The 22,949-nt window shown below is 38.7% G+C and carries 18 protein-coding genes and 1 riboswitch; of the genes, 4 read left to right on the forward strand and 14 right to left on the reverse strand.

What is annotated here, in order from left to right:
- Positions 1 to 15 precede the first annotated feature (15 nt).
- The 14 genes from sclA to ssnA all read right to left on the reverse strand — a co-directional run bounded on the left by sclA (position 16) and on the right by ssnA (position 18,455).
- Entirely contained in the window at positions 16 to 1,164 is a 1,149-nt protein-coding gene (gene sclA / locus IGJ03_RS09395; protein ID WP_375804583.1) for a selenocysteine lyase SclA, read from the reverse strand.
- 13 nt (positions 1,165 to 1,177) lie between these two features.
- Positions 1,178 to 1,759, reverse strand: a complete 582-nt coding sequence (mocA, locus tag IGJ03_RS09400; protein WP_002356598.1) for a molybdenum cofactor cytidylyltransferase — start codon at positions 1,757 to 1,759, stop codon at positions 1,178 to 1,180.
- A 13-nt stretch (positions 1,760 to 1,772) separates the two neighbouring features.
- Positions 1,773 to 4,346, reverse strand: coding sequence for a selenium-dependent xanthine dehydrogenase (xdh, locus tag IGJ03_RS09405; RefSeq protein WP_375804582.1), 2,574 nt, complete (start codon positions 4,344 to 4,346; stop codon positions 1,773 to 1,775).
- 120 nt (positions 4,347 to 4,466) lie between these two features.
- A complete protein-coding gene (locus IGJ03_RS09410) occupies positions 4,467 to 5,474 on the reverse strand; it encodes an XdhC family protein (RefSeq protein ID WP_010712720.1) in 1,008 nt (335 codons plus the stop codon).
- A complete protein-coding gene (locus tag IGJ03_RS09415; protein ID WP_002356595.1) occupies positions 5,471 to 5,830 on the reverse strand; it encodes a winged helix-turn-helix domain-containing protein in 360 nt (119 codons plus the stop codon). Before IGJ03_RS09415 ends, IGJ03_RS09410 begins: the two co-directional genes overlap by 4 nt.
- A gap of 93 nt (positions 5,831 to 5,923) precedes the next feature.
- Positions 5,924 to 7,243 carry a nucleobase:cation symporter-2 family protein gene (locus IGJ03_RS09420; RefSeq protein ID WP_010815215.1) on the reverse strand — a complete coding sequence of 440 codons (1,320 nt, stop codon included), beginning with the start codon at positions 7,241 to 7,243 and terminating at the stop codon, positions 5,924 to 5,926.
- A 93-nt stretch (positions 7,244 to 7,336) separates the two neighbouring features.
- Complete coding sequence (locus IGJ03_RS09425) at positions 7,337 to 7,717, reverse strand: RidA family protein (protein ID WP_002362244.1); 381 nt, start codon at positions 7,715 to 7,717, stop codon at positions 7,337 to 7,339.
- A gap of 14 nt (positions 7,718 to 7,731) precedes the next feature.
- The gene (arcC, locus tag IGJ03_RS09430) at positions 7,732 to 8,676 is read right to left on the reverse strand and encodes a carbamate kinase (RefSeq protein ID WP_002362589.1); all 945 of its coding nucleotides are present in this window, start codon (positions 8,674 to 8,676) and stop codon (positions 7,732 to 7,734) included.
- 240 nt (positions 8,677 to 8,916) lie between these two features.
- Entirely contained in the window at positions 8,917 to 10,110 is a 1,194-nt protein-coding gene (gene ygeW, locus IGJ03_RS09435; RefSeq protein ID WP_010823076.1) for a knotted carbamoyltransferase YgeW, read from the reverse strand.
- Between the two features lie 38 nt (positions 10,111 to 10,148).
- Positions 10,149 to 11,474, reverse strand: a complete 1,326-nt coding sequence (locus IGJ03_RS09440; protein ID WP_002362247.1) for a YgeY family selenium metabolism-linked hydrolase — start codon at positions 11,472 to 11,474, stop codon at positions 10,149 to 10,151.
- A complete protein-coding gene (gene dpaL / locus IGJ03_RS09445) occupies positions 11,465 to 12,658 on the reverse strand; it encodes a diaminopropionate ammonia-lyase (RefSeq protein WP_002362249.1) in 1,194 nt (397 codons plus the stop codon). The genes IGJ03_RS09440 and dpaL overlap by 10 nt, the downstream gene beginning before the upstream one ends.
- Before the next feature lie 23 nt (positions 12,659 to 12,681).
- Entirely contained in the window at positions 12,682 to 14,055 is a 1,374-nt protein-coding gene (gene hydA, locus IGJ03_RS09450) for a dihydropyrimidinase (RefSeq protein WP_002374254.1), read from the reverse strand.
- Between the two features lie 29 nt (positions 14,056 to 14,084).
- Positions 14,085 to 17,090: a putative selenate reductase subunit YgfK gene (ygfK, locus tag IGJ03_RS09455; RefSeq protein ID WP_375804581.1), complete on the reverse strand. Its 3,006-nt coding sequence runs from the start codon at positions 17,088 to 17,090 to the stop codon at positions 14,085 to 14,087.
- A gap of 30 nt (positions 17,091 to 17,120) precedes the next feature.
- Positions 17,121 to 18,455 (reverse strand): putative aminohydrolase SsnA, encoded by a 1,335-nt coding sequence (gene ssnA, locus IGJ03_RS09460; protein ID WP_002359625.1) that lies wholly within the window; start codon positions 18,453 to 18,455, stop codon positions 17,121 to 17,123.
- Between the two features lie 403 nt (positions 18,456 to 18,858).
- Between ssnA and IGJ03_RS09465 the strand changes: the two genes are divergently transcribed.
- The 4 genes from IGJ03_RS09465 (at position 18,859) to IGJ03_RS09480 (ending at position 22,948) form a co-directional block, all read left to right on the forward strand.
- Positions 18,859 to 19,497 (forward strand): helix-turn-helix transcriptional regulator, encoded by a 639-nt coding sequence (locus IGJ03_RS09465; protein WP_002381503.1) that lies wholly within the window; start codon positions 18,859 to 18,861, stop codon positions 19,495 to 19,497.
- A gap of 205 nt (positions 19,498 to 19,702) precedes the next feature.
- A complete protein-coding gene (locus IGJ03_RS09470) occupies positions 19,703 to 21,055 on the forward strand; it encodes a Mur ligase family protein (protein WP_002362254.1) in 1,353 nt (450 codons plus the stop codon).
- Positions 21,045 to 21,737, forward strand: coding sequence for a type 1 glutamine amidotransferase (locus IGJ03_RS09475; RefSeq protein WP_002356583.1), 693 nt, complete (start codon positions 21,045 to 21,047; stop codon positions 21,735 to 21,737). Before IGJ03_RS09470 ends, IGJ03_RS09475 begins: the two co-directional genes overlap by 11 nt.
- Before the next feature lie 114 nt (positions 21,738 to 21,851).
- Positions 21,852 to 21,896, forward strand: a riboswitch (PreQ1 riboswitch).
- Positions 21,897 to 21,973: 77 nt separating this feature from the next.
- Entirely contained in the window at positions 21,974 to 22,948 is a 975-nt protein-coding gene (locus IGJ03_RS09480; RefSeq protein WP_010777863.1) for a nucleoside hydrolase, read from the forward strand.
- Position 22,949 lies beyond the last annotated feature (1 nt).

Genomic DNA, 22,949 nt, shown 5'->3' on the forward strand with positions numbered 1-22,949 from the left:
GCTGTCCGCTCCTTCTCAAATTAGTAGTTCTTGTAAAGCGTGAATTGTCCAAGTAATTTCTTCAGGCGTTGTCTGCCAACCAAAGCTAAAACGTAAGGTGCCAGTTGCTAAAGTCCCAGCTGTTTGATGGGCTAATGGTGCACAATGCAAACCTGCGCGCGTCATAATGCCATATTGTTCTGCTAGTTGCTGTGCCACTATTGTTTCTTCCTGATTCCACAGTGTGATAGAAACAACAGGGACAGTTTGTGCCACGTCCTTGGTTCCTAAAATTGTGACAGGTACCCCTGATAAACCATTTAAAAAATTCTGCATTAAGGTTCGTTCATGCTTTTGAATCGCTGCTAAACCAATTTTATTCAACTCTTTAATAGAACTATTTAAGCTTAGAATACCTAAACTGTTTAACGTACCAGCTTCAAATTTATCTGGTAAAAAAGAGGGTTGATCAAAGGAATTAGAATGGCTACCAGTGCCGCCCGCCATCAGTGGTTTGACCGCTTCAGCCCCTCGCTCACTAAAAGCTAACCCACCAATACCTGCTAATCCATATAAGCTTTTATGTCCAGTAAAGGCTAACACATCAATGGCCATCTGGGTCATTTTTATTGGTAGAAAGCCCGCCGTTTGAGCCGCATCCAAAACGGTTAATAATCCTTTCTGTTGGGCCCATTGAAAACATTTTTCAATGGGTAAAATGGTGCCTAAGACATTGGATGCGTGTGTCATTACCAAGGCTTTTGTATTCGTTCGCCAAGCTCGCTGAATATCTTCTACATCTAACAGGCCAGTTTTTTGACAAGCAACATACGTCACTGAAATGCCTCGTTCTTTCTCAAGTAAGTGAAGAGGTCTGGCTACTGCATGATGTTCTAACATAGTCGTAATCACATGGTCGCCAGGTTGTAAAATCCCTGCTAATGCAAGATTTAAGGAAGTTGTTGCGTTATTCGTAAACGTAATCTGAGCCGCACTGGGTGCCTGAAAAAAGTCTGCTAACAATTGACGTGTCTCTAAAAGAGGAAGCCCCTCTCTAAGCAAAGGGGCATTTCTTCCGTAATTCATGAACTGATTTTCTGCTAAATAGGCAGTCAAAGCCTCAATGGTTGCTGGAAATTTTTTATAGGAAGTCGCTGCATAATTTAAATAAACCAAATCCTTCATACGATTTTCCTCTCTAACTATTGGTTTCTTGAATTAATTTTCTGTACTCTTCTGGCGTATCGATATCTTTTAAACGGCCAGGAGTCGCTATTCTCAGCATCTGAACTGCTTCTGGAAAGCGTTCATAAATCATGCGTCCGCCTTTTTCACCAGTCAATGTTAATAGTTCTTGTCGAAATTGATTACCGAATAATACTGGACTACTAGGACAGCCATCTTTTTGTAATGGCACTACAATTTTATTTCTCTGACATTTATCTAACACGGGTTGTAGCATTTTAGGTGTTAACAATGGTTGATCACTAGGCAAGTATAAATAGCCAGCTCCCCGAGCTTGTTCGGTTCCTAAACGAATACTGCTACTTTGCCCTTCTTGCCATTGATGATTGAGAATCAACTGAATGTTCTTAGGTAAAGGAAACGCTGGCTGATTCTCAGGCGAAACAACTAAAATCCGTTCTAATACGTCTAATTGATTCACTAAGGTTAACGTGTGCTCTAAAAATGTTTTTCCTTGATATTTTAAGAACAATTTATTTTGGCCCATCCGTTGTGAATTGCCCGATGCTAGAATAATGACACTAACGAGTGACATGAGTTGTCTCCTTTTATCTTTTTTTCTTTTGATAAGGGGTATTTTCTAAAGGCAGACTTGGTCGGAGCTGACCATCCAAGGCAAAATATGCGCCTGCTAAAGCTGGTGCGGTAGGGATCGTTGCTAACTCACCTACGCCTTTAATTCCATAAGCTAAACCTTCGTGAAGATTGTCAGCATGAACCAAAATTGTTTCGATTGGTGGTACTTGAGTGGCGTTCACTAATCCTAGCGTTGCATATTTTGCTTTAACATAGCCTTCTTCTAAGGCAAATTTTTCAGTTAAAGCATACCCCATGCCCATCGCAATCCCACCTTCAATTTGACCTTCAGCAGCTCGTGGATTCACCACTTGCCCCATATCATACGCAGCCACAAATTTAGCTACTTTTCCTTTGTCATCTAGAATCGCTACTTCAGCAGCATAACCATAGCCAGCATGACTAACTGGACTTTTTTTATCATTAATTAACGGATCCGTTTTCGCTGAATATTCCCCATAAAATTCTTCGCCTTCCAAATCACTTAAAGCACGTCCCATATCAAGCTCATACCGTAATTGCATTGCCGCTCTTCTAGTAGCTTCTCCTGTGAAGAGTGACTGCCTCGAAGCCGTTGTTGTTCCTGAATTCGGCGTTCTTCTCGTATCAGGTGCTTCCGCAACAATCATTTCTGGTGGTAAATTTAATGTTTCACAGGCAATTTGCGTCGTAACGGTTGCCATCCCTTGACCGATACAAGCAGCACTTGTGCGGACATGTATTTTTCCTTCTTCAACAGAAATAATACAACGCCCTGTATCAGGTAGCCCCACACCCACGCCACTATTTTTAAAGAAACTAGAAATTCCAGCAACTTCCGCTTGTTCATAGACATCTTTAACCGCTAACAAGGCTTCTTTTAACGCCGCATTTTTCGAGACCAATTGTCCATTCGGTAAAGTATCTCCTGGAGCGACGGCATTTTTAAAGCGTATTTCCCATGGTGATAGTCCGACTTTTTCTGCTAACAAGTTTAAATTACTTTCAATTGCAAAAGCCGTTTGGCAAACACCAAATCCGCGAAATGCACCTGCTGGCGGATTATTAGTATATACAGCAAACCCTTCCACATCAATCGTTTGATACTTGTAGGGACCTGCCGCATGTGTACAAGCCCGTTGCAATACCGGTCCTCCTAAAGAAGCATAGGCCCCAGTATCCGCATAAATCACTGCTTTCATTGCAGTTAAATTGCCTTCTTCATCACAGCCGGTCGTAAAGTCCATTTCCATGCCATGGCGTTTGGGATGAACCATCAAACTTTCTTCACGGCTTAGCAGTACTTTTACTGGTTTCTTCAATAACCAAGCGGCTAAGGATGCATGATGCTGAACACTCATGTCTTCTTTTCCACCAAAACCGCCACCAACAAGTTTTGATTGAACATGAATTTTTTCCTTGTCCAGTCCTAACATCCGAGCCACTTCCCGTTGTTCATCATAGATACTTTGACCCGCACTAAAGAGTAAAATGCCCTCACCTTCAGGCTGTGCAATCGCACACTCGGGTTCCATAAAGGCATGTTCGTTAATTGGTACGGAATAATGTTCTGTCACTACAAACGCAGAATTTGCTAATACTTCCTCTGCATTGCCACGTACCAAGTGTTCATGAGACAAGATATTGCCCTTTTCATGAATAGCTGGTGCACCTTCTGCTAAAGCAGCTTCACAAGAAGTAAGCGGTATCATTTCTTCGTAATCAACTTCCACTAAATTTTTTATCTCTGGTAAGGTTTCTTTTCTTTTTGAAACAACGAGTGCTACTGCATCCCCAACATACCGTGTTATTTCTCCTTCTGGAATCATTACATCCCAATCGGAAATAAATTCTAAATGACCAATTTTATTATTTCCTGGAACGTCTTTAGCTGTGAACACAGCCACACAGTCAGGATGCGCCAATGCTTGGGTACTATCGATTGATAGAACTTTTGCGCGAGGATAGGCACTCCGCAAAGCAGATGCATGAAGCATTCCTTCTATGTCAATGTCATCTACATAAATCCCTGTTCCTAATGTTTTCTCCACTGCATCGACCCGTTGGAAGTCTTCCCCTAATTTACCATTTGAATGTTCTTCCGGAATGCTCGTTTCTTCACAAAACATTTTAGCAGCTAACTGAATGGCTTCTATTATTTTCACATATCCTGTACAACGACAAATGTTTCCTCGTATAGCTTTCTGAATGTCTTCTTTTGTGGGTTCGGGTTTCTTGTTCAATAATCCTTGTGCCGAAATAACCATCCCAGGGATGCAATACCCGCACTGAACTGCACCCGTTTTTGCGAACGCATAGGCATAGACATCTTTTTGCCGTTGGCTTAAACCTTCGATTGTCATGACTTCTTTACCAGCTAATTTTTCTAGAGTAAACAAACATGCTTTGGAAGCCTTTCCATTTACTAACACCGTACATGCACCGCAAGAGCCTTGGTTACAGCCATCTTTTGTTCCAGTTAGGCCCAGATCCTCCCGCAAAAAGTCCATTAATTTTTTGTTTGTTTCACAGGTTTCACTTTGACCATTTACAATAATTGAATACATTTCTTGCACCTCGATTTCTGATATAGTTTAGTGTTCAATCACCTAGATTATACCACAAATCTTCGTTCTAAAAATTATTTTTTAGCAAAAAAAGTTTTTTATTTAATTTAAAGGTCCTCATTATTGATAGCGCTGTTGAATTAATTCTCCCGCGATGCTAATCGCTAACTCTTCTGGTGTTTCGGCTGCAATATCTAAGCCAATTGGCATGAAAATTCTTTCAATTTCAGTCATTGTATAACCGACCTCTTTTAACCGTCGAACTTGTGAAGCAATTTTGTGTTTGCTCCCCATCACACCAATATATTTGGCTGGTGTTTCCAATAACTGTTTGGCAACGATGAAATCAAAATTGTGTCCTCTGGTAATTACTATACCATAATCATCCGCCGTTATTTCAATAAACGCAGCTAAATTTTCTAAAGGAATCACCCGTAGTTCCTTAGCTTGTGGAAAAGCTTGTGCCGTCAAAAATTCTGGACGATCGTCCACTACAACGCAATAAAACGATAAATAGTTTAAAATAGGTACCAATGCGCGTGCGACATGACCACTTCCAAAAATATACACTTTCCCTACTTGGAGGATCGCTTCTGTTAAAAAAATTATGTCCTCTTTTTGCTCACAATGGATACCTTTAGGTAGCAAACTTAATTCCCCCTCCCAAGAAGTGGAACCAATCAATTCGCCTGTTTCACTATAAAAGGATACTTTTCCTAAATTGTTTTGATCTAGTTCAGTCATTAACCAACCTTGTTGATTATTTTGAAAATGCGTTTCTATGGACTCACACAACTCTTTTAAAAATGGCGTTTCCCATGAAAGATAATGGAAAAAAATCGTGACATTCCCGCCACAGACCATGCCTAAATCAGCAATATTATTCGGGGCTAAAATAAATTGACGTTGTGCATTTTCTTTCTCAAAAAGTAGCTTTTTTGCCACTTGTTCAGCCTGAAATTCAACCGCCCCACCACCAACAGTTCCGGCTATTCTACCTTCGGCGGAAACCAGCATTCTAGCCCCTTGACTTCGTGGTGTAGATCCTGAACTTGTACCAATCGTTAATAACATCGTGTCTTGCTTTTCCAATATTGCCTGTTTCAAACGCTGAAATACTTCTCTCATTTCAGTTCCTCCGATACTACATCCTGTTCTTTAAATATTTCTTCAAAGCATGCCTCTACCTGTTGATACACTTTTTTCTCAAATAAAAGATATTGATCAATCAACTCTTTTCCTTGGTCCGTAACAATTGACCCGCCACCATTACAACCACCAACACTTTTGATAATTAATGGAAAAGATAGCTCTTCTTCAGCTACCCGCACAATCCGCCATGCCTTATTATAAGACATTTTCATCTCTTTTGCCGCTAAGTTTAGTGACCCAGTTTGCTGAATTTTTTGTAAAACTTCGACAACGCCAGGACCAAAAAAGTTCCGATCTGTTTTTAATTTTAAGTTTAGGGAATACGTAAACATCTTCTCCTCCTTTATTCGTTCATTTTTTTATAGATAACGTAAGGGAAAAAGGATACGAAAGCTTACTCACTTTCGTATCAAAAAAAGCAATCTTCACTCAAGTGCTACGCGCTTTTTTGGTTTTAAAATGACATTTAAAAGGACTGCTACCAAAGTGGTTAAGATAACTTCCGAATTACCGAAAATCGTTGTTACCCAAGTTGGAAAACCAGCTAAGCTTCCAGTAGACAATGTGACACCAATTCCAAATGCTAGAGCTGTTCCGACAACCCCAGTATTTCGAGGAGTCATTTCCTGCGAAGCAATCATCCGAATACCTGTCATAGAAATAGAAGCAAAAACTGAAATCGTTGCGCCACCAATTACTGCGTAAGGAATCGTAGTTAATAATGCAGCTACTTTCGGAACAAAACCAGCAATTAATAATATAACTGAAGCGAAAACCAGAACATACTTATTAATCACTTTTGTTACCGTAACCAGACCAACATTTTGTCCAAAAGTTGCCACTGGGATTGATCCAAATAAACTGCCAATAAAGTTAGTGAAACCACTCCCCATAATTCCGCCAGATAATTCTTCATCCGTTGCATCCCGATCCATTGCCCCAACCGTTGTTGCTGTAAATTGACCGATGGCTTGAACAGCATCAACAATAAACATTACCACCAGCGTAAAGATAGGTACCAGTTGAAAATCCAGTCCAAAATGAAACGGGGTAATTAGCTGAACGATTTTAGCATTTTGAACTGGCTCAAAACTAACCATCCCTAAAGCTAAAGAAATCAAATAACCAATAACCATTCCGTTTAAAATTGCTGATAACTTCAAAAATCCTTTTGCAAAATAATTGAAGTAAAAGACAATCGCAAAGGTTAATAATGCAACTAACCAATTCCGGGCTGAACCAAAATCAGCACTACCAGCTCCTCCTGCCATATACTTAATCGCAACTGGAAACAGGGATAGCCCAATACTTAAAATAACCGTTCCTGTTACTAAAGGCGGAAACAACACACGGATTTTTTTAATGAACAAACCAACAATAATAACAAGAATACTGCCAACTAATTGGGAACCAAAAATTGCTGCAATCCCAAAATCAGCTCCGATGGCCATCAAAATCGGTACATACGCAAAACTTGCCCCCATCATAACTGGTAACCGTGAACCCACTTTTCCAAAAATAGGGAAAAGTTGAATTAACGTTGCAACTGCTGAAAAAATCAATGATGTTTGAATCAAAATAGTCGTATCACTAGGACTTAATTGGCAAACTTTGGCAATCATAATTCCCGGTGTGACAATCCCTACTACTGCTGCGACAACGTGTTGCAATCCCATCGGAATTGCTTCAGAAATTGATAGTTTCGCATCATATTCAAATAATGCTTGCTCTTTTTTTTCATTCATAGGATCGTTTCCTTCTTCTTTTTATTCTAAAAGGATTGTTCCCCTTAATCAGTAAAGAATGCAATCCTTTTTCCCTCAGAAACATCTTAAAAATTATCCTTTGACAGCAACTGCTTCAATTTCAAATAAACCATCTTTTGGCAACTTGGCTACTTCTACACAAGAACGTGCAGGCAAAACTTCTGAAAAGTAATTCCCATAGATTTCGTTAATTTTGCTAAAATCAGACATATGTTGTAAAAACACCGTTGTTTTCACAACATTATCATAGGTCATCTCGACCTCTTTTAAAATCGAACCTAAATTGATAAAAGCTTGTTTTGCTTGTTCTTCCACTGTAGTCTTCATTTCGCCCGATTGCGGATCTAATCCTAGTTGTCCAGAAATGTACAACGTATTTCCCGCTAAGACAGAATGTGAATAAGGTCCTACAGCAGCTGGTGCCTGTGCAGAATTAATCATTTTGTTTGTCATCGTTTTCCTCCATTCTATGATTCTTTATTTTCAATTAAAGTCCCTGTTTTTCCAGATAATCCTTCTTTGGCTTTTTCTAATAACGTAATCAATGTTTTTCGACCTGGCTTAGATTCAGCAAACTTAATCGCTGCTTCAACTTTTGGTAACATTGAACCTGGAGCAAACTGACCTTCTTGCGCATATTGTTTCATTTTTTCTGTTGAAACATTCCCTAAGGCTTCTTGATTTTCTTTACCAAAATTAATACAAACTTTTTCAACTGCTGTTAAAATCACGAGCAGATCAGCATCTACTTGTTCAGCTAGTCGTTCACTACAAAAATCTTTGTCGATGACTGCATTGACACCTTTTAGTCGGTTCCCTTCTTGAATAACTGGGATGCCACCACCGCCGCCAGCAATGACTGTTTGGCCAGCATCAACCAATGTTTGAATCGTGAGAAGTTCGACAATATTTTTTGGTTTAGGAGAAGCGACGACTTGGCGATAACCACGGCCAGCATCTTCCATCACTTGTATATTTTTTTCTTTGACTAATTGTTCTGCTTCTTCTTTTGTCATGAAGCGACCAATTGGTTTCGTTGGTTTTTTGAACGCCGGATCATTTTCATCCACGACCACTTGAGTGACTATGGTGGTGACGGCTTTACTTATATTTCGCTGACGCAACTCTTCTTGTAGCGCATTCTCTAAATCATAGCCAATGTAACTTTGACTCATGGCTACGCACATGGATAACGGAACAACTGGATATTGTGGATTATTAAAGGAAAATTCTTCCATAGCTAATTGAATCATCCCTACTTGAGGACCATTGCCATGAGATAAAATAACTTCATATCCTGCTTCAATCAAATCTGCAATCGCTTTGGAAGTCTGTTTTACGGCAGTCATCTGCTCCGTCAAATTATTTCCTAAAGCATTGCCACCTAAAGCTACTACGACGCGTTTGCCCATTGCTTCACCTCATTTTCTGTTTTATAAAAAGGACGATGCTTTTTCTTTTTCACAACGAGTTTTCGTATTAACTGTCTGTTGTCGTTGCATGAAGTCAACGCACATGACTAAGCGTTCTTGACTCGAGACAATCACACATTCATGAATAGACTTGGGAAGGTCTTATTTGTTCATGTTGAAGAGGCAACTTCTAATGATTCATTGTGTAAAGAAAAAGCATCTGTCTTCATGCCAAATTCATTATTTTACTTCTCTTGGTGTCGCTTTATCCGCTAAGTCTGTTAAGGTTTTTTGCGGATTTTTTACTTTACTTAAGAAAATCATAGCCGCAATAACATACGGTTTGTAGCTAGCTTCTTTGTAAAGTTCGACCCGATAACGATCGAAAACAGAAGCTTCCACTTCGCCTTCTTCACAACTAACGCCAGTAATATCAGCTGGTAGACAATGCATATACAAAGCTTTGCCGTCTTTTGTTGTTTTCATCAATTCTTCTGTACATTCCCAATCTTTGTGCTTTTTATTTTGAGAAAGTAATTCTTGTTCTAATTGATCAATTCCTGCTTGGTCATCATTGCCATATAATTCAGTTCGCTTTTCCATTGCCGCAAAAGGTGCCCAGCTTTTCGGATAAACAACATCCGCATCTTTGAATGCTTCTGCCATACTATTCGTTTTAGTAAAGTTTCCACCAAATTCTGCTGCATTTTTCTTCGCAACTTCTTCTACTTCTGGCATAATTTCATAACCTTCTGGATGTGCTAAGACGACATCCATTCCTAAACGGGTCATTAGACCAACAATTCCTTGAGGAACAGATAATGGTTTTCCATAAGATGGTGAATACGCCCAAGTCATGGCAACTTTTTTCCCTTTCAGGTTTTCAATGCCACCAAATTCATGAATTAAATGCAACGCATCTGCCATTGCTTGCGTCGGATGGTCAATATCACATTGTAAATTCACTAACGTTGGGCGTTGTTCTAATACCCCATCTTTATATCCTTCTTGGACAGATTCTGATACTTCGTGCATGTAAGCATTGCCTTTACCAATGTACATGTCATCACGAATACCAATGATATCAGCCATAAAAGAAATCATGTTTGCTGTCTCACGAACAGTTTCTCCGTGAGAAATTTGACTTTTTCCTTCGTCTAAATCTTGAACTTCTAAGCCCAAAAGATTACACGCTGAAGCGAAACTAAAACGTGTTCTTGTAGAGTTGTCGCGGAATAAAGAAATCCCCAAGCCACTATCAAAGATTTTAGTTGAAATATTATTTTCTCTTAAATAACGTAATGTATCGGCAACTGTGAAAACAGCTTCTAATTCATCTCTTGTTTTTTCCCAAGTTAGGAAAAAGTCATTTTCGTACATTTTTTCAAATTCTAATTTATCTAATTTCTCAATATATTCTTTAAACGTTTCCATTCCATCTGCTCCTTTTTGCTTATCTAATAATCCTTTACTTAACCACAATAGACCGTTGGTAATGCCGCATAAACGGCTGCACAACGAACCAAATCATCTTTCCAAGTTTTTTCATTTGGTGCATGTGCTTGTGCTTCCGCCCCTGGCCCGAAACCAATACAAGGAATGCCATTACGTCCCATAATTGAAACGCCATTTGTTGAGAAGGTCCACTTATCTAACAATGGGCGCTCTTCACGCATTTCCACTGTTTCTACAGAGCCTTTCCGTGTTTCTCCATAGAGATTTTTATGCGTTTCCATCAAGGCTTTTGTTACATCATGATTTTCTGGAATTACCCATGTTGGGAAATAACATTCAATTTCATAAGTTAAATCAGTATAAGAAGGACGATCATAGTTGTACATTGAAACCGTCACATCATCTCCATATTTTTTAACAGCTGGTAAATTGCGAATTTCTTCCAAACAACTTTCCCAAGTTTCTCCAGCAGTCATTCGACGGTCTAGTGAAACGGTACAGCCATCCGCAACAGCACACCGACTTGGTGAAGAATGGAAAATTTGCGAAACAGTCACCGTACCACGTCCTAAGAAACGGGCTTCTTGCCACTCTGGATTGTACTTAGGATCTAACATACGAACTAAACCACGAATCGCTGTGCTTTCTGTATCTCCATTGTTGTTTAAGGCACGAACATCTTGTAAGATATCCGCCATTTTGTAAATGGCATTATCTCCACGTTCTGGAGCTGAGCCATGACACGAAACGCCTTTGACATCAACTTTAATTTCCATTCGGCCTCGTTGACCACGATAAATCCCACCATCTGTTGGCTCTGTTGAAACAACAAATTCTGGACGGATACCGTCTTCTTTGATAATGTATTGCCAGCATAAACCGTCACAGTCTTCTTCTTGGACAGTAACTGTTACTAAAGCAGTATATTTTTCTGATAATAGACCTAAATCTTTCATGATTTTAGCGCCATAAATAGCCGAAACAATCCCGCCCTCTTGGTCAGACGTACCGCGACCACCGATCTCAGTTTCTGTTTCATAGCCATCGTAAGGATCAAATTTCCAGTTACTCATTTCACCAATTCCGACAGTATCCATGTGCCCATCAAAAGCAATTAATTTTTCACCAGACCCCATATAACCAAGTAAATTTCCTTGAGGATCAATGTCAATTTTATCGAAACCTAATTTTTCCATTTCGGCTTTTGCTCGCGCAATTTTGTTGCCTTCTTCTGCACTTTCTCCTGGAATTTTGACAAGGTCTCTTAAAAATTTGACCATATCTTCTCTGTAACCTTCTGCTGCTGCATTTACTGCATTAAAATCCATTCCTTTTACCTCCATAAAATTTTTTTATAATTGTCTGGATCAGTGTCCCCTTCGGTAGAAAACATTAAAACGTTTGACGTCTCATCCAGTTGCAATGCCTCACGTAATTCTTGATAGTCGGGATCTTGCATCACTGTAGCTACTAAGCCCATTGCTACTGCCCCAGATTCGCCTGATACAACTTGCGGATCCCCTTTTAATGGCGCGCCCAACATACGCATTCCTTTTTCAGAAACCCAATCTGGCGCTGAAACAAAGAAGGATGTATGATTTTTTAGAATATCAAAAGAAATCGTATTAGGTTCTCCACATGCTAGGCCAGCCATAATTGTCTGTAAATCACCATCGACAAAGCGAATTTCTCCGTCTTTTTTAATTGCTGATTGATATAAACAATCAGCCGCCTGTGCCTCAACAACGACCATAATCGGTGGGTTTTCTGGAAAAGCATTAGCAAAATAACCAATCACTGCACCAGCTAAACTGCCGACACCAGCTTGAACAAAAACATGACTAGGTCGTTCAGAGCCAAATTTTCTTAATTGTTGAGAGGCTTCTAACGCCATCGTTCCATATCCTTGCATAATCCAAGTTGGAATTTTTTCATATCCGTCCCAAGCTGTATCTTGAACCATGACACCGTTTTCAGTTTCTTCGGCCATTTTATTAGCCATTCGTACACATTCATCGTAATTAACTTCTTCAATTGTGACGGTTGCGCCTTCTTTTTCAATATTTTCTTTTCTCGTCTGTGTTGAACCCTTCGGCATGAGTACAACTGATTTTTGGCCTAATTTATTCGCAGCCCAAGCGACTCCTCGTCCATGGTTACCATCAGTTGCTGTAAAAAACGTAGCTTGTCCAAAAGCTGATCGTAATTGATCAGAAGTTAATTCATCATATGTTAGTTCCGAAACATCTTTCTTTAATTTTTCGGCAATATAGTTAGCCATGGCAAACGAACCACCTAAGACTTTAAAAGCATTTAAACCAAAGCGATAAGATTCATCTTTAACAAAGAAATCATTTAACCCCAGATAAGCGGCCATATGATTCAATTCTGCTAATGGTGTTTCTGAATACTGTGGAAAACTTTTGTGAAAAGCCAAAGCTTTCTCAATTTTTTCTTTAGACATCAGAGGTAAGTACTTATCCTCCGTCTTCGGCATTTCATTTACTGTCCATTTAATTTTTTCCAAAAATACTTCTCCTCCTTCTATTTTTAAGTTGCTTTACGAAAAACAAATTTTCCTTGATTTGCCAAGATGACTTGCCCAGCTTCAGCAACTTTTTGACCTCTTAAATAAACCATTCGAGCCTGTCCTTGTGTTTCAAATCCTTCATACGGCGTATAATCGACATTTTGTAACTGCGTTCTCGCAGCAATCACGCCGGTTGTTCTAGGATCCCAAACAACTAAATCGGCATCACTGCCTTCTTGCACCACACCTTTTTGTGGATACATCGAGAATTGTTTAGCAATATTTTCAGAAAGCAGAGCAACCATTTTTTCCAAGGTGATTCGGCCCTTCGCCACACCTTCCGTGTAAATTAATTCTGGTCTCGTTTCAACACCTGGCATCCCATTGGGAATTTTACTAAAATCATCTTTGCCAACTGTTTTTTGTCCGTGAAAATTAAAACTACAGTGATCTGTCGATATTGTATTGATTGCCCCCTCTTTAATCCCTTGCCACAAAGCCTGTTGATCCTCTCGTTTGCGTAGTGGCGGTGAGCAGACATATTTTGCTGCTTCAAAATTAGGCGCATCGTACAAGTGATCATCTAGTAAAAGATATTGAGGGCAAGTTTCTACATAAACTGATTGTCCTCTTTGACGAGCCCGTTCCACCGCTTCTAACGATCGTTTTGTGCTTAAATGCACAATATTAACCGGCAAATCAGCCATTTCCGCTATCATCAAATATCTTGCTACCGCTTCTGCTTCAACAGCCGCCGGTCTTGATAACGGATGATAGTGCGGGGTTAGCTTTCCTTGAGAAACATATGATTGGATTAATTCATCTACTAAATCACCATTTTCACAATGAACGCCTAACATTCCATTAACTTTTTTTATTTCCTTCATCGCTTCAAAAATTTCCGCATCTGTGGTCCGCAAGTTATCATAAGCCATATACATTTTGAAGGAAGTAATACCTGCAGCAATCATTTCCTGAATTTCAGCAGCTATCGTTGGTTTCCATTCAATCATGGACATATGGTAAGTATAATCACATGAACTCTTGCCTTCAGCCAATTGATTCCAAGTAGCTAAACAGTCTTTCAATGAGCCGCCTTTATTAGGTGTAGCCATATCAATAACCGTAGTCGTACCTTTGGCCACCGCCGCTTGGCTGCCAGTAGTAAAGTTATCCGCCGTACTTAACGAACCTTTGCCATTATTTAATTCCAGATGCGTGTGCGCATCAATAAAGCCTGGTAATACATAACACCCCGTAACATCCTCAATCTGAGAATTTTCTACTGGTAAATTTGCCCCCATCTCTACAATTTGCTCGCCGTCAATTCGAATATCCAATTGACGACGATTATATGCAGATACGACGGTTCCACCTTTGAGCAGAATAGACATCTATTTATCCCCCAGTCGTAAATTTCCTTTTATGCTTGCATACAATAAGCATATTCTTCAATCATAGTTACCATTAATGCGATTAAATCTTCTGGTACATCTAATCCTTGATCCGTTAATTGAATTGTTGACACCGTTCCCCATAAACGCAGTAAACAAATTTTATCCACAGGATTTTGAACATAGAAACCTGAATTAGTACTGTCATAAAAATCAGCTTCACTGTTAAATAAGGTAAATTTGTCTTTGTAAGGGGCACTTGCATAAGGGCAAAATGTTTCACAGTTACCACATTCGTTACACATCCGATCAACATGGACAATTTGTGGTTTTCCTTCGACATACACAACAATATTTGCTCGGTTTGGACAGACATCCATACAAGATTCACAAATTGTGGAGCATTCTAAGCAACGACTAGCTTGACTACAAGACATCTCGTCTGTCACAAGGATACCTCGTTTGTTTCTAACAAATGCAACATCACTATTTAAATTATCTTTTTCATAGTGATGATTGTGGACAAGACAAATATTATTTGCCGCTTTTGTTGCATCAGCGATTGCTTCAACTATTGTGGCTGGTCCTAAATTAGCGTCACCAATGACATAGACGCCTGGTATATTTGTTTCCAATGTTTCTTGATTTGAAACGACTTTCCCATAGGTGTCCGTGTGAATGCCTAATGCTTGGTAAAACTCTGTATCTACTTTTTCACCAACAGCGGCAATCACTGTATCAGCAGGAATATCAATCATTTCTCCTGTACCAATTGGACGACGGCGTCCAGAAGCATCTCGTTCACCTAGGACCATTTTTTCACAAGTTAATTGTTGATTTTCATGTTTAATTGGCGAAAGTAATTCTAAAAAGTCAACGCCATCTTCTAAGGCTAAATAAAGTTCTTCTTCATCTGCTGACATATTGCGTTTATTCCGACGATAAACCACTGAGACTTTTTTAACACCAGGTAATGTTGTGGCTGCACGAGCACAGTCCATAGCTGTATTTCCGCCACCAACGACGACAATCTGTTCTCCATAAGGATTAATTGTTGGATTTTCTCGGTTTGCTTTTAAAAATTCTAACGAATTCAATGCTCGACCAGATTCTAAACGAAGGACCCCATGTTTCCATGCACCAATGGCATAAATAACATTCGTATAGCCTTGGTTTTTCAATTCTGCCAATGATGGCGCCTCTTGTCCTGTACGGAATTCGGCTCCCATAAATTCCGCTAACTGAACGTCTTTTTGAACAGATTCCATAGAAATTCGAAATTCTGGTACAATCTGGCTACAAACGCCCCCAATTGTCTCGGATTTTTCAAACACAGTAACAGGCATGCCTTCACGTGCTAATAAATACCCAGCAGAGATCCCTGCAGGGCCTCCACCCACAACAGCTGTTTTAGGTGCATTTTCTTTTGGCTGTGGCTTTTCTAGTGTCGTCAATAATTCATCATAAGCATGTTCAGCTGCTTCTAACTTCACTTCCCGAATATGAATAGATTCTTCATAAAATTGACGTGTACATTTAGTCATACAAGGATGTGCACAAATGGTTCCAGTAATAAAAGGCAATGGATTTTTATCGACAATTACTTGCAAGGCCTTTAAATAATTACCTTCACTTACATAACGAAGGTAAGCAGGAATATCCTGATTGATTGGACAACCACCGTCACTTCGACAAGGAGCGATATAACAATCTGTTAGTGGAACTGTTTTTCTTAGTTTGGTACTTTCTGGTAATTTAATTGATTTTTGGTAACGTGCTTGTGTTTTAGCTTTCTCAACAACTTGAGCTAATTTATCCAAGTTGACATGAACCATCTGAGGATATTCTGCTGCGCCCAATACATTAGCAACTTGATTCATTCGTTGATAGCCACCAGGTTTCAACAGCGTCGTTGCCATAGTGATTGGCCAAATCCCAGCATCAAATATTTCTTTACTATTGAAAATATCTGCACCGCCAGAATAAGAAATTTGTAGTTTCCCATCAAATGCTTCTGATAATTTTTGTGCCAATGAAATACTAAGAGGAAATAGCGAACGTCCTGACATGTACATTTCATCACCAGGTAATTCATTTGCTGCAATCGTTACTGGGAAAGTGTTCGTAATTTTAACTCCGAAGCTTAGATTTTTACTATTAGCTAATAATTGCAGACGTTGTAACATCGGTACTGCTTCTTCAAATTGTAAATCTTCTTTAAAATGGTGATCGTCAAAAACCATATAATCAAACCCTAGCTCATCCATCGTTTGACGCGCATATTCATAACCTAACATGGTTGGATTACATTTAATAAAAGAATGGAGCCCTTTTTCACTTAATAAATAGGCCGCAATTCGTTCAATTTCGTCTGATGGACAACCGTGTAAAGTCGACAGCGTAATAGAATGACAGACTTTAGGACTAATTGCTTCGATATATAAGTCATCTACTTTTTTAAAATAAGATAGATATTTTTTGGCAGCTGCTTGGCATTCCGCCCAAATCGGCGTTCCTTCTGCGTTCTGCATTTCGTTAATATAACGATCAATTTTTGGTGATTGAATCCCTGCCAAATCATAGCCAACACTCATATTAAAAATGAAACCATTCGGGTCACCTAGCTCGAACTCTTTACTAAGTAACTTCAAAACGAACCATGCTTTGACGTATTCATCATAAGCTTGGGGAACGCGCAATTCTGTGGACCACTCAACGTTGTAACATTCATCTGCTGCTGCGATACATGGTTTACTCACAGGTAAATCTTCTCCATCCAGTATCTGGACTGTCTTAACTTCAAAAAAACGAGAACCTGTTAAATAGGCCACAATAATATTTTGTGCTAATTGTGTATGAGGACCTGCTGCTGGACCACAAGGGGTTTCCATTTTTTCTCCAAATAACGAAATCGTTTTTGTAGGATCCGCATGATAAAATTTACGAATGCCAAAAATTGTGCCATCTTGTTGATACTCACTAAAAATCCAATTTAATAAAGCCTCAATTGAGATGGGATGCATAATATCACTCATTAACGTCACTCCTTTTATTTATAATGAAAGCTATTGATTTACTCGTTTCCAGAAAGATTGTGCTTGCGTTTGCGCATCATGCCAAACTTTCTCTTCATCAATTCCTTGAACTTCACGATTACGCATCCGAATTTCTCCATTAATCACCGTGTCAGTGACCATCCCACCATTCATGCCGAATAAAATGTGCATGTTATAATTCTCTTTTGTCATTGGTGTCGGGCCATGATAATCAACAATAATGACGTCTGCTGCTGCATTAGGTTCTAAAACGCCTAGCTTTGTTTTAAAATAGCGATTAGCCATTTGCGGATTATTATCAAACAGCATTGTGGGAATTTCTGCCCAAGCCGCATTTGGATCAGCTAAATGATGTTTGTGGATAACATTTCCTACCTTATAGGATTCCGTCACATCATTCGTATAACCATCTGTGCCAAGACCCATCAAAATACCATACTCATTAAACATGCGCATCGCAGGTGGGCAACCGACCGCATTCCCCATATTCGACTCTGGATTCGTGACCACCATTGTGTCTGTATCTCTTAGTAATTCCATCTCATGAGGTCCAATATGGATGCAATGGCCTGCCATTGTCTGTTTTCCTAAAATCCCTAAATCAAATAATCGGTTCACAATCGGCTTCCCATATTTTTTCAAAGAATCATGAACATCGGCTAAATCCTCTGCAATATGAATATGATAACCAATCCCATCTGGCGTATTGGCTGCACATAATTCTAAAGAAGCATCTGATAAAGTAAATGCTGCATGCATACCCATCATCGCTTTTTGCATATCATCATTTCTTAAGGAACTGGCTTTAATAAAGGCGGCATTTTCTTGAACTGCTTCCCGCATTTTCTGCTCACCATCGCGATCAGAAACTTCATAACAAAGGCAGGTTCGAATCCCTAACTCGTCCGCTGCATTAGATAATTGGGTTAAACTCCCTGTAATTTCTCCGTAACTAGCATGATGATCAAAGACAGTTGTAACGCCGTTGCGAATACTATCTAAATAAGCAACCTTACCACTTTGATAAGTGTCTTCTAATGTCAAGGCACGATCAATTCGCCACCATTGATCTACCAAAATATCCATGAAATTTTTAGGATGATAATTCGTTAAACTTAACCCACGTGCAAAGGTACTATAAATATGATTGTGCATGTTAATAAAGCCTGGCATAATCACTCCACCTTTAGCATCAATAAATGTCGCTTCTGGATAAGCTTGTTTTAATTCTTCTGTCGTTCCGACTTGTTTCACAACTTGACCATCAATCGCCACACACCCATTTTCAAAAAAATGATTCTGCGCATCCCGAGTGATTAAACGCCCATTTCCAATTAATAACATGTATTCTCCTCCTATTTTCCAACCTATTCCCCACATGTAGCAAACGCTTACAAATCAATCGCTCAATCATTCACGAATATAGCTTGTCTAGCTTTTCTAATCTATATTTCCTACGAAAAGCATTTGAAGCGCTTGCATTTTTTTACTAACGAACTCATTAACTTGATTAAAGTATATCACCTTACCTTAAAAAAAACAATGCTACCTAAAAAATATTTTTTAGAATTTTGACAGCCGTTATCTTGTATTATTATTTTTATCATGCTATCATTATTTTTCAGAACAGGTAGTACGCGACATTAAAGGATTTAGCCCTGCCTATTCCATTTAAAAATATTATGTTAAATTTGACACAATCTTATAAAAACTGTTTGTGCCAGGCACATTAGAAAGGAGCTTATTTATGTTATCCGACGAAAAACTTACTTTTTTAACACAAATTGCTAAAGGTTTAGCTGGTCAATTTGGGGAAAACTGCGAAGTCGTTATCCACCAAATCAATGAAGACAATATTAACAACTCTATTGTTTCCATCGAAAATGGTCATGTCTCTTCTCGTCATCTGGGCGATGGACCTTCTCAAGTAGTCTTAGAAGCCTTAAAAAAAGACCCTAGTGAGTTGAATGATCATATTAACTATCTGACCCGCACCCATGATGGTCGTATTTTAAAATCTAGTACAATGTATTTTAAAGATGAGAATGGTCAACTCGATGGTATTTTTGCTATTAACTACGACATCACTACATTGATCGCTGCAGAGTCAAACTTAAAATCTTTGATTTCCACTGCAGAACCTGAAGAAGATAAAGACCCTGATTACATTCCTCAGGATGTTAATGAGTTGTTAGACGATTTAATTCATGAATCAGTCAAATTAGTTGGCAAGCCGGTTCCATTAATGACGAAGGACGATAAAATCAAGTGTATTCAATTTTTAAACAATAAAGGCGCCTTCTTAGTCACTAAATCTGGGGACAAAGTTTCTAACTTCTTCAATATTTCTAAATATACGCTATACAGTTATATTGATGCGAAATAAAAATGGAAATCGATGGACGATTTGTTGTTAAGACAAGTCGTCTATTCTCTTTTTTCCTTCACTATTCTACTTTTTCTAAAAGACTTTTTAAATAATAGTAAGAAAAAGTAAAAGGAATTAATTTTTTATTTTAGTTATGGTATGATAGATTGAGTTTAATTTAAAATAACGAAAAATTAAAGATATAGAAATTGGGGGACAACAAATGGGGATTCGAAGTCATTTAGCAATTGCTGCAGGAAAAACTTCGCAATGGGTTTTACAAACATTTTTTAAAGGCGGCAGTAGCTACCCAGGGAAATTAGCCCTAAAAATCGATCCTAAAATTTTAGATACATTGGCAAAAGACTATGAAATTGTCGTAGTCACTGGAACGAACGGCAAAACATTGACAACTGCTTTAACTGTTAACATTTTACGCCAAGAATTTGATGAGGTATTAACAAATCCAACGGGTGCTAACATGGAGCAAGGAATTGTCTCTACTTTTTTAAATGCCAAGGCGAAAAAAGGACAAAAGAAATTTGCGGTGTTAGAAATTGATGAAGCAAGTTTAAGCCGCGTCACTAAATATATTCAACCAAAATTATTTGTTTTTACGAATATTTTCCGCGACCAAATGGATCGCTATGGTGAAATTTATACGACGTATCGCTTAATTATGGAAGGCGCCGCTGCTGCTCCTGAAGCAACTATTTTGTGCAATGGTGATTCGCCAATTTTTAATTCAAAAGAAACTGTAAATCCTCGCAAATACTATGGATTTAATCATTTACCACCGAAAGAGCAATTGGCTCATTACAATACAGATGGGGTTTTATGTCCAAAATGTAATCATATTCTTCATTATAAAATGATTACGTATGCTAATTTAGGTGATTACTATTGCCCAAATTGTGGCTTCAAACGCCCTGAATTGGATGTGCAGTTAACGGAAATGGTCCGGATGGATAATACATCTGCTGATTTTGTGATTGATGGCGAAGAATATGGCATTGCTGTTGGTGGGATGTATAATGTTTATAATGCGCTAGCGGCCACAGCGGTAGCAGAATACTATCAGGTGGCACCAGATAAAATCCGAGCAGGCTTAGCTTATGATGAAAAAGTTTTTGGGCGTCAAGAAACTATTAAAGTTGGCGATAAAGAATGTACGTTAGTTTTAGTAAAAAATCCCGTTGGTTTAAATCAGGTCATTGATATGATGGGCTTAGCCCCTTACTCTTTCTCGCTGGTTTCATTATTAAATGCCAATTATGCAGATGGAATTGATGTCAGTTGGATTTGGGATGGTAATCATGAAGCCTTTGCTGATATGGACATTCCAAAAGTAATTGCTGGCGGTGATCGCCATGAAGATATGGCCTTGCGTTTAAAAGTTGCGGGTATTCCTGAAGAAAAATTACTAGAAATTCCTGATTTGGAGCAAGTAATTTCAGAAATTAAAACGTTGCCGACAGATCATGTCTATATTTTGGCAACCTATACTGCTGTTTTGCAATTAAGAAAATCATTAACAGCCCAAGGGTATATTCAAGGGGGAATGAATGGTGTCTAAAGAATTAGTCGTTTGTCATTTATATGGCAACTTATTAAATACTTACGGAGATAACGGAAATTTATTGATGCTTAAATATTTAACCGAAAAAATGGGCGTTACCTTCCGATCAGAAATTATAAGTATCTACGAACCGTTTGATCCCGAAAAATATGATTTAGTCTTTGTTGGTGGCGGTCAAGACTTCGAGCAATTGATCATCTCAGAAGACATTCAGAATAAAAAAGAAGCTTTGACTTCTTATATTGAAAATGACGGCGTCTTGTTAGCTATCTGTGGTGGTTATCAACTTCTAGGACATTACTATGTCGGCGCACAAGGCGAAAAAATTAAAGGAATCGGTGCGTTAGATCATTACACTTTGAGCCAAGACAACAATCGTTTCATTGGTGATATTGAAATTTATAATGAAGAATTTGATGAAACGTATTATGGTTTTGAGAATCATAACGGCATGACTTTTTTAGGCGAAGGTGAACGACCTTTAGGAACAGTCAAACAAGGCAAAGGCAATAACGGTCAAGATAATGGCGAAGGCGTTGTCTATAAAAATGTGTTTGGCTCCTACTTCCACGGTCCAATCTTAGCACGCAACAAAAATCTAGGGATTCGGTTAATTCGGACCGCTTTAGAGAAAAAATATGGTGAACCGATCGCTATTCCTGAAACGCTTTATAAATAAAAGAAGAATCTAGTTCCTACATATAGGGCTAGATTCTTTTTCATTTCTCCGACAACTATTTACATCTTTACAAAATATAGTAAGATAAAGAGGTGCATTTAAAATCGAGAATTTCTCGGACTGGTTCGGAAACTTCCCAGAATAAAAAACTAAGTATCTCTCAATACTAACTCAAGTCATAGCTTTTTTAACAAGAGTTATCATTTGCAGTTAACGAAAAAGGAGGATTGGAAAAAATGCAAAAAGTAATTATTGATTGTGATCCTGGAATTGATGACACGCTTGCTCTCTTGTATGCACTTGCTTCACCAGAGCTAGATGTCCAAGCGATTACAGTTGTTTGCGGAAATGTCCCTGTGGAGATTGGCGTGGAAAATGTTTTTAAATGTTTAGAAAAAGTTAATCGCTTAGATATTCCTGTCTACCAAGGGGCTGCTAGCCCTTTAAAACGGCCATTTGTTAGTGCACAAGATACACATGGCATGGATGGTTTAGGTGAAACATATTTCCCCAGAACTAGCAAAATCCAAGCACAAGCGCTTTCCGCTGCTGACTATTTAGCACAAACCTTTCAACAAGCTACCGATTGCTCAATCATTGCCCTTGGTCCTTTAACAAACATTGCGTTGGCTTTAAAAAAAGAACCTCTTCTGGGACGAAATCTTCAACGTTTTGTCTCAATGGGTGGTACCTTTAAAAGCCACGGCAATTGCTCTCCTGTTGCAGAATTTAATTATTGGTGTGATCCTGATGCAGCAGCTTGGGTTTTTGAGAAATTAGGTGCAAAAATCGAAATGGTCGGCTTAGATGTCACACGAGAAATTGTTTTTACACCAACAATTCTCAATTATTGCCAACGACTCAACCCCAAAATGGGGAATTACCTCGCTGAGATTACTCAATTTTATTTTGATTTTCATTGGAAATATGAACGTATTTTAGGGTGTGTTATCAACGATCCCTTAGCGGTTGCTTATTTTATTGATCCTGCGCTCTGCCAAGGCTTTTCCAGTTACGGACAAATTGTTCCTGACGGCATTGCTATGGGGCAATCAATGATCGATCAGTATCATTTCCAGCAGCAACCAGCTAATTGTCATGTCTTGACTACGGTTGATAGTCAACAGTTTTTCGTGAAGTTTCTATCCATTCTTTTAAATGTACAAATAGATGAGATCGAAAGAGATTTCAAAAATTTAAGGATGGGATAAC

Origin of the sequence: Enterococcus sp. DIV1315a (genome assembly GCF_051712325.1) — a bacterium.
Lineage (GTDB): Bacteria > Bacillota > Bacilli > Lactobacillales > Enterococcaceae > Enterococcus > Enterococcus faecalis.